General features: G+C 31.1%; 13 protein-coding genes. All 13 read left to right on the forward strand.

The window, feature by feature from the left end; genetic code table 11:
* Position 1: 1 nt before the first annotated feature.
* Positions 2–718, forward strand: coding sequence for a phospholipase C (locus tag KQI86_RS11100; protein WP_216439405.1), 717 nt, complete (start codon positions 2–4; stop codon positions 716–718).
* Positions 719–754: 36 nt separating this feature from the next.
* Positions 755–1303, forward strand: coding sequence for a class I SAM-dependent methyltransferase (locus KQI86_RS11105; protein WP_216439406.1), 549 nt, complete (start codon positions 755–757; stop codon positions 1301–1303).
* A gap of 9 nt (positions 1304–1312) precedes the next feature.
* Positions 1313–3037, forward strand: a complete 1725-nt coding sequence (locus KQI86_RS11110; RefSeq protein WP_216439407.1) for a B12-binding domain-containing radical SAM protein — start codon at positions 1313–1315, stop codon at positions 3035–3037.
* 207 nt (positions 3038–3244) lie between these two features.
* Positions 3245–3556 carry an ATPase gene (locus KQI86_RS11115; RefSeq protein ID WP_216439408.1) on the forward strand — a complete coding sequence of 104 codons (312 nt, stop codon included), beginning with the start codon at positions 3245–3247 and terminating at the stop codon, positions 3554–3556.
* 1 nt (position 3557) lies between these two features.
* Entirely contained in the window at positions 3558–5519 is a 1962-nt protein-coding gene (locus KQI86_RS11120) for a V-type ATP synthase subunit I (protein ID WP_216439409.1), read from the forward strand.
* Between the two features lie 14 nt (positions 5520–5533).
* Complete coding sequence (locus tag KQI86_RS11125) at positions 5534–6004, forward strand: V-type ATP synthase subunit K (RefSeq protein WP_216439410.1); 471 nt, start codon at positions 5534–5536, stop codon at positions 6002–6004.
* A 34-nt stretch (positions 6005–6038) separates the two neighbouring features.
* The gene (locus KQI86_RS11130; protein WP_216439411.1) at positions 6039–6635 is read left to right on the forward strand and encodes a V-type ATP synthase subunit E; all 597 of its coding nucleotides are present in this window, start codon (positions 6039–6041) and stop codon (positions 6633–6635) included.
* A gap of 12 nt (positions 6636–6647) precedes the next feature.
* The gene (locus tag KQI86_RS11135) at positions 6648–7649 is read left to right on the forward strand and encodes a V-type ATP synthase subunit C (protein ID WP_216439412.1); all 1002 of its coding nucleotides are present in this window, start codon (positions 6648–6650) and stop codon (positions 7647–7649) included.
* Complete coding sequence (locus tag KQI86_RS11140; protein WP_216439413.1) at positions 7642–7950, forward strand: V-type ATP synthase subunit F; 309 nt, start codon at positions 7642–7644, stop codon at positions 7948–7950. Before KQI86_RS11135 ends, KQI86_RS11140 begins: the two co-directional genes overlap by 8 nt.
* Positions 7951–7968: 18 nt before the next feature.
* Complete coding sequence (locus KQI86_RS11145) at positions 7969–9741, forward strand: V-type ATP synthase subunit A (RefSeq protein WP_216439561.1); 1773 nt, start codon at positions 7969–7971, stop codon at positions 9739–9741.
* A complete protein-coding gene (locus tag KQI86_RS11150; RefSeq protein WP_216439414.1) occupies positions 9734–11119 on the forward strand; it encodes a V-type ATP synthase subunit B in 1386 nt (461 codons plus the stop codon). Before KQI86_RS11145 ends, KQI86_RS11150 begins: the two co-directional genes overlap by 8 nt.
* Positions 11120–11133: 14 nt before the next feature.
* Positions 11134–11778, forward strand: a complete 645-nt coding sequence (locus KQI86_RS11155) for a V-type ATP synthase subunit D (RefSeq protein ID WP_216439415.1) — start codon at positions 11134–11136, stop codon at positions 11776–11778.
* A gap of 114 nt (positions 11779–11892) precedes the next feature.
* Entirely contained in the window at positions 11893–12390 is a 498-nt protein-coding gene (locus KQI86_RS11160) for an ECF transporter S component (protein WP_216439416.1), read from the forward strand.
* The last annotated feature ends 104 nt before the right edge of the window (positions 12391–12494 follow it).

Genomic DNA, 12494 nt, shown 5'->3' on the forward strand with positions numbered 1-12494 from the left:
TATGGATAATAATAAAAAAATAGAAAAAACCTATGGTAGCGCATTAAGGGGCATATTTCATGCTGTTAACCCTTTAAAGAAAAAGTTTTTAAAAACTTATTGTACAGTCCATAAGTTTGTAACAATTCAATCTTTAGAAATACTAAAAAATGATGGATATGAAGAAGAATATAATTTTTTTAAGGAATATATATTCTATATAAATCAGGGTGTTACCTGGGCGGATCAAGACTTTAAGAGCTCCAATCATTTTTTTCATTTTAGCAAAGGAAAGGGTCTTTATGGATTTTCCAATGCATTAATTGAATGTAGAAGATATTATGATAAATCTTTATCATACTTAAAAGAAAACAACATGCCTAAAGCTATGTTTTATTTTGGAGCGGCCTGCCATTTAGTACAGGATGTTACCGTTCCACAGCATGTTAATAATAAATTGTTAAAAAGCCATAGAAAATTTGAGTTATGGATTATAAGTAGACTATTGAGCGACTATTCTTTTATGGCAGATAGTGGAGTTGTAAGATACAAAACCTTAGATAATTATATTGTTAACAATGCTTTTTTAGCTAATAATACTTATTTAAAGAATTTGAGCAATAGAAATATTGAAGAAAGGTATAGTTTAGTTGCTTCTACTATATTAAAAGCAGCTCAAAAAACTACCGCTGGTTTTATGGTGGATTTCTATGAAGTTATAAAAGAAAACGATAATTAGTATAAAAATCCTCTGCATTTAGAGGATTTTTATATTTTGAAAAGAATTAATAATATGAAAGGTGGTGATTTTTATTTGGTTAAAGAAGCCTTAATTGATTTAAGTAATGAAAAAATTCAAGGAAGTATTTTAGATATTGGAATTAAGAACTATGGTGTAATTTACAATATAAGTAAACACTATAGTGGAAATTTTGATGTTGATTATATAGATGAGAGGAAAGATAATGTAAAGATAGAGCAGGATTATTATGATTGCTGTACATTGTTTTTTACATTAAGTGATATTCTTCTTAAGACTAGCAAAGAGACCTTATTTAAAGATATACATACATATCTTAAAGAAGAGGGATATTTATATATTTGGGATATAGACAAAAAATATAATAAATATTTTCACTCTAAAATAAAAATTAAACTTCCTGACAATAATATGAAAGAAATAACTATTAAAGATTATAATATATTTAAAGATAATTCAAAGGAAAGTATATTAAAGCTATTAAACCATTACTTTATAATAACGGATTCATTAGAAAGGGATGGTTTATATTTTATTAAAGCAAAAAAACGCAAAACTTATTAGGAGGAAAAAATGAAAATACTATTGACAGCAGTAAATGCAAAATATATACACAGTAATTTAGCAGTAAGGTACTTAAAATCCTTTACAGAAGAACTGCCTTATAATTGTGAGATTAAGGAGTTTTCAATAAATGACAATATTGAAAGGATAGTTCAAAATATAATTGAAGAAAAGCCTGATATAGTGGGATTTTCCTGTTACATTTGGAACATAGAATTTGTTGAGAGAATTGCGACACTTATAAAGCTAATAAATAAAGACATAGTAATACTTTTTGGTGGACCAGAAGTGTCTTATGACCCAAGATACTACTTGGAAAAAGGTTACTGTGACTATTTGATTACAGGAGAAGGGGAGGAAACCTATAAAGAATTTATTGAACATATTATAAATCAAAAATCTAAGGAAGAAGCATTAAATCTAAATATTAACAATGTAAAAGGTATATACTATAAGAAGGATTCTTTTGTATTTACTGGAAATAGAGATTTGATGGATATGGATAATATAGTTTTTCCCTATAAGCCTGAAGATAATTTAGACAATAGGATTGTCTATTATGAGGCATCTAGAGGTTGTCCATTCCGTTGCAAGTATTGCTTATCCTCAACCATAAGAGGGGTAAGGTTTTTAGATATTAATAGAGTAAAGAATGAATTGAAATTTTTTATAGATAAAAAAGTTAGATTGGTTAAATTTGTTGATAGAACCTTTAATTGCAATAGAAAATTTGCAATGGAAATATGGAGTTTTTTAATAAGCCAAGATACTGAAACCACATTCCATTTTGAAATATCTGCAGATATTTTAACAAAGGAGGAAATAGAACTTTTATCTAAATCACCTACTGGAAGATTTCAATTTGAAGTAGGAGTGCAAACTACAAATGATGAAGTGTTAAAAAATATTAACAGAGAAATAAATTTTAAAGATATAAAAGAAAAGGTCGATGAATTAATAAAAGTAAAAAATATCAAACAACATTTAGATCTTATTGTGGGGTTACCAGGAGAGAGTTACGAATCCTTTATGAAATCCTTCAATGATCTTTATTCAATTGAACCAGAAGAAATTCAATTAGGATTTTTGAAGCTATTAAAAGGATCCCAAATGAGGGAAGAAGCACCTATATGGGGAATGGTTTACTCTCCATATCCACCATATGAGATATTAAAAAACAACCATATATCCTATGAAGAAATCATTCAATTGAAAAGAGTTGAAGAAATGGTAGATAAATACTACAACTCTGGTAAATTTAAAACAATTATTAAATATTTTATTGATAAATTCAAAACCCCATATGATTTTTACCATTCTCTTGGAGAGTTTTTTTATGAAAAAGGATATATGTCTAGGAATATATCATCCTCTGATTATTATAAAGTATTTTTAGAATTTAACAGTGAAATACTGAAAAATGATAATTACGATCTTAAAGAAATAGTAAAATTTGATTACTTATCCTTTAATAAAAAAAGATGGCTTCCAGATTTTCTCCATAGGGAAGAAAATAAAAATTTTAATAAAGAAATTATGAAAATAGCTCAGGATGAAGGAATTATTATTAAAGATAAGGTGAATAATTACCATATAGAAAAATTTAATGTAGATATATGTCAATACATTGAAAAATCAATACTTAGAAGAGGAGATTACTACTTGTTATTTTGCGAAAATAATAAATATTTATACAAAAATTTAAATTTTCTTATTGAAAAATACTGGAGATGATTTATAATGTATATTAAAAATGTATAAAATAAACAAGTCTCGCAATTAAGAATTTTAATAATAATTTAACAATAATTTCAATAATAATTTATTGATTAAGACATTTATACGTATTATAATGGTTCATAAATTGTTATTTAATTCTATTAAAATTCGTAAATTTTTACAAAATCTTACAACTTATTTGTTGTCGAAGGAGGTGTTATCTTGGCAGTAGAAGCTTTAAACAGTATAAAAAATGCTGAAACTAAAGGAGAAGAAATAATAAAAACTGCTCAACAAGAAAGTAAAAATATTATTAAGAATGCAGAAACCAAATCTATTGAAGAACATAAGAGAATAATCGATGAAGCTAACTCATTAGCTAGCAACATGGTATCAGAAGCCTTAAAAAAAGGTGAAGAAGAGAGCAAAATAATAAAGGAGGGAGCTGAAAAAGAGATAAATGATATTATAAATGTATCTAGTGATAAAATGGAAAAAGCTATAAATTTAATAGTTGAGAGGATAGTGAAGTAATATGGCTATAGTTAAAATGAATAAGTTCTCTCTGCTTGTGTTTAAATCAGTAAAAGATGAATTACTTCAAAAATTTCAAGGTTTTTCTAAAGTTCAATTTATCGATCTAGGTGAAGATATAGACACTAAAAAAGAGGTTGATTATGTTAAAGCATATGCTGATACAACAAGCATAATTGAATTAGAAAGTAGTCAGTCTAAAGTAAAGTTTTCAATAGATACAATAAGTAAATATTGGTCACCAAAGAGTAGTATAAAAGATAAGCTTAAAGAAAAACCAAACTTTTCTTATTCAGAGCTAAAGGTTTTTGAAAGAAGCTCTGATTGGGAGAATGTTTATGATATCTTAAGAAGTAAGGAGGACAGACTAAATTCCATAAATAATGAGATATCTAAACTAATGGCGGATATAGATATATTAAATCCATGGAAAAGTTTAGATGCACCATTAAGAGAATTAGATTCTGTCAAAACAGCAGCTAGCTTTTTAGGAACTATACCAAGAAACCTAAAGGATAGTTTCAGAGAAGAAATAGAAAGTAGTATTAAAGAATGCTATTTGGAAAATATTAGCGAAGTTGGAGAGGAACTGAACATACTACTTTTAGTTTATAAAGATAAAATAGAAAAAGTAGAGGGAATATTAAGAAAATTTGGCTTTGCTAGAGCTAATTTAGCTTACAAAGATTCTCCTAAAGAGATAATATCTGAGTACGAAGGTAAAATCGTTTCGCTAAAGGAAGAAAAATCTAGAATAGTTGAAGAAATAAAATCCTTTGGTGATAAACTAGAAAATTTAAAAATAGTTTATGAGTACCTAGGAAATGAAATTGAAAAAGCTAAAGTTAGTGAAAATTTCTTAAACACAGATAAAGTTTTTATAATCAATGGTTGGATTCCAGAAGAAGAAAAGATGGAGTTGGAAAAGGTTATAAAAGACGTGACTGAGGATTATCATATAAGCTTTACGGAGCCATCGGAAGAAGACGATGTTCCTATAATGCTTAAAAATAATTCTGCAGTACAGCCTTTCGAATCTATAACATCCATGTACAGTTTGCCAAAATATAATGAAATTGATCCAACGCCATTATTGATGCCTTTCTATTTATTATTTTTCGGTATGATGTTATCTGATGCTGGTTATGGATTATTAATGTTAATTGCAACTGCATTGGCTTTAAAATTTGTACCGCTAGAGGAAGAAACCAGAAATTTTGTAAAGCTATTCTTTTATTTGAGTTTACCTACAATTTTCTGGGGAATTATGTACGGTAGCTATTTTACCGGAGCTATAAATATTCCAGCGGTATGGATGAAGCCTGAAGATAATGCTAACTTTATTCTTTTAGTATCCATGGGCTTTGGATTGATACATGTATTTATTGGATTAGGAATAAAAGCTTATTTATTAATTAAGAATAAACTTTATTTAGATGCATTTTATGATGTAGGACTTTGGTACATTACTTTAGTTTCTGTAATTCTTTACCTTGCTGGAAGTCTTGTAAATATAGAAGCCTTAAAAGGAAGCATGAACATAATCAAGTATATTATGTTTGCTGGAATGATAGGACTTGTATTAACCCAAGGAAGAGAAAATAAAGGCATTGGTGCAAAACTGGGTGCAGGACTATATGGTCTATATGGAATAACTGGTTATATAGGAGATTTAGTTTCTTATTCAAGACTTATGGCTCTTGGGTTAGCTACAGGATTTATAGGTGGAGCCTTAAATCTGATTATTAGCTTTTTAGGTAATGGAGTAAAGGCTTGGATATTCGGACCTTTAATATTCGTTATAGGTCATACATTTAACTTATTAATAAATACGTTAGGTGCTTATGTTCATACATCAAGATTACAGTATGTTGAATACTTTGGTAAGTTCTATGAAGGGGGAGGAAAACCATTCGCTCCTTTCAGACATATAAATAAAACTATAAAAATAAAAGCGGAATAAGGAGGAATTTTATTATGAATACTTTTTTTAGTTTCTTTTTAGACAATGGTGGGGTAGTATTAGCAGCATTAGGAGTAGCATTAGCTACTATATTGCCAGGAATTGGTTCAGCAAGAGGGGTTGGCTTAGTTGGTGAAGCTGCATCAGGATTACTTACTGAAGAGCCAGAAAAATTTGGTAAGGCTCTTATATTAGAATTGCTTCCTGGTACACAGGGATTATACGGATTCGTTATTGCATTTATGGCGTTAGGTAAAATAACTCCAGGATTAGATTTAGGTGCTGGATTTGGAGTAATGCTTGCATGTTTACCAGTTGCTTTTGTAGGTTGGAAATCAGCGATTTCTCAGGCTAAAACAGCTGCATCTGCAGTAGCTATACTTGCTAAGAAACCAGAACACAATACTAAGGGTATAGTTCTTACAGTTATGGTTGAAACTTATGCTCTTTTAGGATTCGTTATGTCAGTATTAATGTTGAGATAATCCCTGAAAAATATTGGTTAAGGGAGTGGAATATATGTCTAGTTTAGATAATATGACAGCAAGAATAATAAGAGAAGCTGAAGAAAGAGCTAATCAGATTATTAATGATGCTAAAAAAGAAGAAGCAAAAATAATCAATGAAAAGATTAATGATGCGAATATAAAAAAAGAAGAGATATTAAAAAAGGCAGAGTTAGAAAGTATTAGTAAAAAAGAAAGAGTAATTTCTAATGCCCATCTTCAAGTTAGAAATAAAAAATTAGAAACAAAGCAAGAAGTTATTGAGAAAATATATAAAGAAGCTTTGGAAAAGTTAAGTAGATTGAATGAAAATAAATACTTGGATTTTATTAAAAATAGTTTGTTGTCCTTAAGCATTGATGGAGATGAAAAAATTATTCTATCAAATATGGAAGCTCTTATTGACAATGACTTTATAAATAAAATAAATGAAGAGTTAATTAAAAAAGGTAAAACCGGTGCAATAAAAATCAGTGAAGAAAGAAGAGACTTTAAAGGTGGATTTATACTTTACAAAAATGGCATTGAGATAAATAATACCTTTGAAGCATTGATTTTGTCAGTAAAGGATGAACTAGAGCCTAGTATAATAGAAACGGTATTTGGTTAGGAGGTTAGTTAAATGGAAGGTTTACAGTTTACCCATGCCATTTCAAGAATTAGGGTACTTGAGACTAAACTCCTTGATAAAGCAAAACTAGATAGGATGATTGATAGCTCATCTGCAGAGGATGCCTTAAAGATACTAGGAGAGACAGAATATTCAAATTACATGTCTAATATTAAAAGGCCAGAGGACTATGAAGAATTATTAAGTGGGGAACTAATAAGGTTATACCAATTGATGTATAGCTTATCCCCTGTTAAAGAATTAATTGATATTATGTCTATAAAATACGATTATCATAATCTGAAGGTTATGATAAAAGGAAAAATTCTTAATAAAGATTTATCAAATTTACTTATTCCTGTTGGATTAATAAATCTTAATAAGCTAAAGCAAGCATTTGATAATGAAAATTTTAAAGAGCTTACGGATTATATGATTCAAGGGATAGAAAAAGTTAATAAATCCTTTGAAGAAGATAAGGATCCTCAAAAGATAGATATTGTATTAGACAGCTTTATGTACAAGGAGATGCTCTATAGAGCTAATGAAATAGGAGATAAGTTTTTATCTGATTATTTTAAAGTGATTATTGACCTAACTAATATTAAAACTCTTTTAAGGGTGAAGAAACAAAATAAAGGCAGAAGATTTATGGAGGAAGTTTTAATAGAAGGTGGAACTATACTTAAAAAAGATTTGATCAGTTATGAAAATGAGTCTATTGATGGTATAGCTAATAAGCTTTCATATACTCCTTATGAAAAAATATTAAGATTAGGTCTTGAAAATTATGGAACTAACGGCAATATGAGTTATTTCGAAAAATTAACTGATAATTATATTATGGATTATATTAAGAAAGCTAAATATGTTAGCTTTGGTATAGAACCTTTATTGGGTTATATAATGGCCAAAGAAAGTGAAATTAAGACAGTAAGAATAATAATGGTTGGAAAATTAAATAACGTAGCACCAGAAGTTATTAGAGAAAGGTTGCGTGATGTCTATGTATAAGATAGGAGTTGTTGGAGATAAAGATTCCGTACTTGCTTTTAAAGCTCTAGGAATAGATGTATATCCTGTAAATGATGTAGAAGAAGCGAGAAAAACTGTAGACACTATGGCAGCTAGAAAATATGGTGTTATATTTATAACCGAACAGGTGGCACAAGATTTAGAGGAGACAATAGAAAGATATAATAGAGAAATGCTTCCTGCCATTATACTCATTCCAAGCAATCAAGGAACATTAAATATTGGAATGAAGAAAATTAGCGATAACGTTGAAAAAGCTGTTGGAGTGAATATTTTATAGGAAGGTAGGTAGGTGTACTTGAAGACTGGAAGAGTAGTTAAAGTTTCAGGACCTTTAGTTATGGCTGAAGGAATGGAAGAAGCTAACCTTTTCGACGTTGTAAGAGTTGGTGATCAACGTCTAATAGGTGAAATTATAGAAATGAGAGGCGATAAAGCTTCTATCCAGGTTTATGAGGAAACACAGGGTCTTGGACCAGGAGCTCCAGTTGTTACTACAGGAGCGCCTTTAAGCGTGGAACTAGGTCCTGGTTTAATAGAAGCAATGTTCGATGGAATACAAAGACCCTTAGATGCAATTGAAAAAGTTGCAGGAGATTTTATATCAAGAGGTGTTGACGTACCTTCATTGAATAGAGAAAGAATTTGGCACTTTACTCCTACTATAAATGTAGGTGATGAAGTAGAGGCTGGAGATATAATTGGAGTAGTTCAAGAAACTTCAATTATTGAACATAAAATTATGATTCCCTATGGAGTTAAAGGAAAGATACTTTCAATAAACGAAGGTGACTTTACTGTAGTAGATAAGATTGGTGAATTAGAAACAGAAAAAGGAACAGTTGACTTAACCATGATGCAAAAGTGGCCAGTTAGAAGAGGTAGACACTATTCTAGAAAACTTAGCCCTGTTGAACCTATGGTTACTGGCCAAAGAGTAATTGATACACTTTTTCCAGTAACAAAAGGTGGAGTAGCCTGTGTTCCAGGTCCTTTCGGAAGTGGAAAGACTGTTGTACAGCATCAGTTAGCAAAGTGGGCAGACGCTCAAATGGTTGTTTATATAGGCTGTGGAGAACGTGGTAATGAAATGACAGACGTTTTAAATGAGTTCCCAGAATTAAAGGACCCAAAAACTGGAGAACCATTGATGAAGAGAACTGTACTTATTGCTAATACATCTAACATGCCTGTTGCAGCGAGAGAAGCTTCTATCTATACAGGAATTGCTATAGCAGAGTATTTTAGAGATATGGGATATTCTGTAGCCTTAATGGCAGACTCAACTTCCCGTTGGGCAGAAGCTTTAAGAGAAATGTCAGGAAGACTTGAGGAAATGCCTGGTGAAGAAGGATATCCAGCATACCTTGGCTCAAGATTAGCAGATTTCTATGAAAGAGCTGGTAAAGTTGTATGTCTAGGAAAAGATGGAAGAGAAGGAGCTATTACTGCAATTGGAGCAGTTTCTCCTCCAGGTGGAGACTTATCAGAACCAGTAACTCAGGCAACGCTTAGAATCGTTAAAGTTTTCTGGGGATTGGATGCTCAATTGGCGTATAGAAGACACTTCCCAGCTATAAACTGGTTAAATTCATATTCACTGTACGTTGATAAAACAGGGGAATGGATGAATGAAAACATTGCTCAGGATTGGAGCGATTTAAGAATAAAAGCTATGGCACTTCTTCAAGAAGAAGCTAACCTTGAAGAAATTGTAAGGCTGGTTGGTATTGATGCATTATCCGAAGAGGATAGATTAAAGCTTGAAGTTGCAAAATCAATAAGAGAAGACTATTTACAGCAAAATGCTTTCCATGATGTGGATACTTATGCTTCTTTAGGTAAACAATATAAAATGTTAAAATTAGTTCTTAAATTTGGAGATGAAGCATCAAGAGCTTTAAAGGCTGGAGTTTATCTAAAGGATATATTAAATATGGAAATCAGAGATAGAATAGCTAGATCTAAATACGTTTCTGAGGAAAGTATAGAAAATATAGATAAAGTTTCTGAAGAACTTGAAAAGGACATTGATGATCTTATCAGCAAAGGGGGGATAATGGATGCTTAAGGAATATAGAACAGTAAGAGAAGTTGTAGGACCATTGATGGTTGTTGATGGAGTAGAAAATGTAAAGTATGATGAACTAGTTGAAATAGAAATTCAAACTGGAGAAATCAGAAGAGGTAGAGTACTGGAAATAAATGAAGATAAAGCCCTTGTTCAGTTATTTGAGGGTTCTGCTGGAATAAACTTAAAAGGAAGTAAGGCTAAATTTTTAGGTAAACCATTAGAAATTAGCGTTTCAGAAGACATGTTGGGAAGAGTTTTTGACGGTCTTGGAAGACCTAAGGATAATGGTCCTAAAATAATTCCAGAAAAAAGAATGGATATTAATGGTGAGCCTATAAATCCAGTGGCTAGAAATTATCCGTCAGAGTTTATTCAGACTGGAGTTTCAGCAATTGATGGACTAAACACTTTAGTTAGAGGACAAAAACTACCTGTGTTCTCAGGATCAGGTTTACCACATGCCCAGTTGGCTGCTCAAATTGCAAGGCAAGCAAGGGTTTTAGGCTCAGATTCTAAGTTTGCTGTTGTATTTGCTGCAATAGGTATAACTTTTGAAGAAGCTCAATTCTTTATTGACGATTTTACAAGAACTGGAGCTATAGACAGATCTGTTCTGTTTATGAACTTAGCAAATGACCCTGCTATAGAGAGAATTGCAACGCCAAGAATGGCTTTAACTACAGCAGAGTACCTAGCTTATCAAAAAGGAATGCACGTACTTGTTATTATGACTGACCTAACAAATTATTGTGAAGCACTGCGTGAAGTTTCCGCAGCAAGAAAAGAAGTTCCAGGAAGACGTGGATATCCAGGATACCTATATACAGACCTTTCAACTCTATATGAAAGAGCTGGAAGAATAAAAGGAAGAGAAGGTTCTATAACACAGATACCTATACTTACAATGCCGGAAGACGATAAAACACATCCGATTCCAGACTTAACAGGTTATATTACAGAAGGTCAGATAATTTTAAGTAGAGAACTATATAGAAAAGGTATAATGCCACCTATAGACGTTCTACCATCCTTATCAAGATTAAAAGATAAGGGTATAGGAAAAGGAAAAACTAGGGAAGACCATGCGGACACAATGAACCAGTTATTTGCTGGATATGCACAGGGTAAGCAAGCAAAAGAATTAGCAGTTATACTTGGAGAGTCTGCCCTTTCCGATGCAGATAAGCAGTACGCAAAATTTGCTGAGGCCTTCGAAAAAGAATATGTTTCACAAGGATTTACAGCAAATAGAACTATAGAAGAAACATTGAATTTAGGATGGAAGCTGTTATCTATTTTACCTCGTACTGAGCTCAAGAGAATTAGAGATGAATATTTGGAAAAATATCTTCCTGAAACACCTAATGAAAATTAAAGGGATGATTGTTTATGAGATTAAATGTTAATCCAACAAGAATGGAGCTCACCAAGCTTAAGAAAAGGCTAGTAACGGCTACCAGAGGACATAAGCTTTTAAAGGATAAGCAAGATGAATTAATGAGAAGATTCATTGATTTAATAAAATATAACAATGAACTTAGAAAAAGCGTAGAGGAAGAATTGCAAAAATCCTTAAAGGATTTTGTTATGGCTAGAGCTTTAATGTCATCGGAATTCCTTGAAGAGGCTATAGTCTTCCCAAAAGAAAGCATTTCTCTTGAAGTTGAAAGAAAAAATATTATGAGTGTTAATGTACCTGTAATGAAGTTTAAAAGAAAGATGGAAGAAGATGAAGGTAGTATATACCCTTATGGTTTTGTAAATACCTCAGGAGAATTGGATACTGCCATAGAAAAATTATATGGTACATTGCCTAAACTATTAGAACTTGCTGAAGTTGAAAAGTCTTGCCAGCTCATGGCAGATGAGATTGAAAAGACGAGAAGAAGAGTTAATGCTCTAGAGTATATGACAATACCTCAATTACAAGAAACTATAAAATACATCGTAATGAAATTAGATGAAAATGAAAGAGGTAATTTAACTAGATTAATGAAGGTTAAGAGCATGATGAAGGAAAAAGAAGGTCTATAGTTTAAAGCCGAGAAGTATATTCTCGGCTTTTACTATTTAATTTAAAAAATAATTCAGAATAATAGAGTCCGAGTATACTAGTGTATATACACTAGTATACTCGGAGGTGCTTTCATGAACAGTATTAAAAAAATAACCTACACAGCTTTATTAACTGCTTTAGCAGTAGTAATACCTATAGCCTTTGGTTTTTTATCTATTCAATTAGGACCATTTTCAGCTACATTAGCTTCTCATGTGCCATTATTCATAGCCATATTATTAGGACCGGGACCAGCAGCTATGGTAGGGATAGGTTCTGGCTTAGGATTTTTAATAACCAAAGGGTCGTATATAGCAGCAAGAGCTTTTATGCATACTTTTGTAGGCATAGTAGGTGGATTATTAATTCAAAGAGGTATTTCTTATAGAAGTATGGTGATGATAACTGCTCCTATACATGGAATATTAGAAGCCCTTATAGTAATTCCTTTTGGAATAACTTTAGAAAAAATTTTAATAACTGTAGGATTAGGATCTACATTGCATCACATTGTAGATGGTGTAATAGCTTTTGTAGTTGTACAAGCCTTATATAGAGCATTAAACATATCACTGTTAAAAAAAGCTTAAAGTAAATCTAAAATAAATCTCTGGCATTTGGAGAACCAGAGATTTATTTATTATAAATATAATTCATATGGTTAAAATATAAATGAAATTATTTTAAATGATGG

The organism is Clostridium mobile (genome assembly GCF_018918285.1).
GTDB classification, from domain to species: domain Bacteria; phylum Bacillota; class Clostridia; order Clostridiales; family Clostridiaceae; genus Clostridium_AW; species Clostridium_AW mobile.

Excerpts from the sequence above, each read along its gene's own strand:
- KQI86_RS11140 (WP_216439413.1), top strand. The coding sequence starts at position 7,642 with ATGTATAAGATAGGAGTTGTTGGAGATAAAGATTCCGTACTTGCTTTT.
- KQI86_RS11125 (WP_216439410.1), top strand. The coding sequence starts at position 5,534 with ATGAATACTTTTTTTAGTTTCTTTTTAGACAATGGTGGGGTAGTATTA.
- KQI86_RS11150 (WP_216439414.1), top strand. The coding sequence starts at position 9,734 with ATGCTTAAGGAATATAGAACAGTAAGAGAAGTTGTAGGACCATTGATG.
- KQI86_RS11155 (WP_216439415.1), top strand. The coding sequence starts at position 11,134 with ATGAGATTAAATGTTAATCCAACAAGAATGGAGCTCACCAAGCTTAAG.
- KQI86_RS11120 (WP_216439409.1), top strand. The coding sequence starts at position 3,558 with ATGGCTATAGTTAAAATGAATAAGTTCTCTCTGCTTGTGTTTAAATCA.
- KQI86_RS11160 (WP_216439416.1), top strand. The coding sequence starts at position 11,893 with ATGAACAGTATTAAAAAAATAACCTACACAGCTTTATTAACTGCTTTA.
- KQI86_RS11130 (WP_216439411.1), top strand. The coding sequence starts at position 6,039 with ATGTCTAGTTTAGATAATATGACAGCAAGAATAATAAGAGAAGCTGAA.
- KQI86_RS11135 (WP_216439412.1), top strand. The coding sequence starts at position 6,648 with ATGGAAGGTTTACAGTTTACCCATGCCATTTCAAGAATTAGGGTACTT.
- KQI86_RS11100 (WP_216439405.1), top strand. The coding sequence starts at position 2 with ATGGATAATAATAAAAAAATAGAAAAAACCTATGGTAGCGCATTAAGG.
- KQI86_RS11110 (WP_216439407.1), top strand. The coding sequence starts at position 1,313 with ATGAAAATACTATTGACAGCAGTAAATGCAAAATATATACACAGTAAT.